This window comes from Bartonella sp. AP58NXGY, assembly GCF_042195785.1.
Lineage (GTDB): Bacteria > Pseudomonadota > Alphaproteobacteria > Rhizobiales > Rhizobiaceae > Bartonella.
Genome location: NZ_JBHIOY010000382.1, coordinates 343 through 585 on the forward strand (window position 1 = coordinate 343; position 243 = coordinate 585).

Genomic DNA, 243 nt, shown 5'->3' on the forward strand with positions numbered 1-243 from the left:
GTTTTTCAACAACCCCATTATGTGGAAAATTTTATACAGTCTCTTTTTGAGAATATTGGACCTCTTGAAGGGAAAATGTTAATTCTTGGGGGAGATGGACGCACCTTTAATCGGACTCTCCTTCAGATTGTGTTGAAGATGGCGGCAGCAAATGGGGTTTCTTGTGTAAAAATGGGAAGGGGCGGTATTCTTTCTACACCTGCTGTTTCGCATCTTATTCGTAAATACCATGCGCATGGTGGG

Annotated in this window: 1 pseudogene; it reads left to right on the forward strand. The window is 42.4% G+C overall.

From position 1 onward, the window contains the following. Positions 1 to 243 (forward strand): annotated as a pseudogene (locus ACFINC_RS11565) (alpha-D-glucose phosphate-specific phosphoglucomutase); the annotation flags it as partial.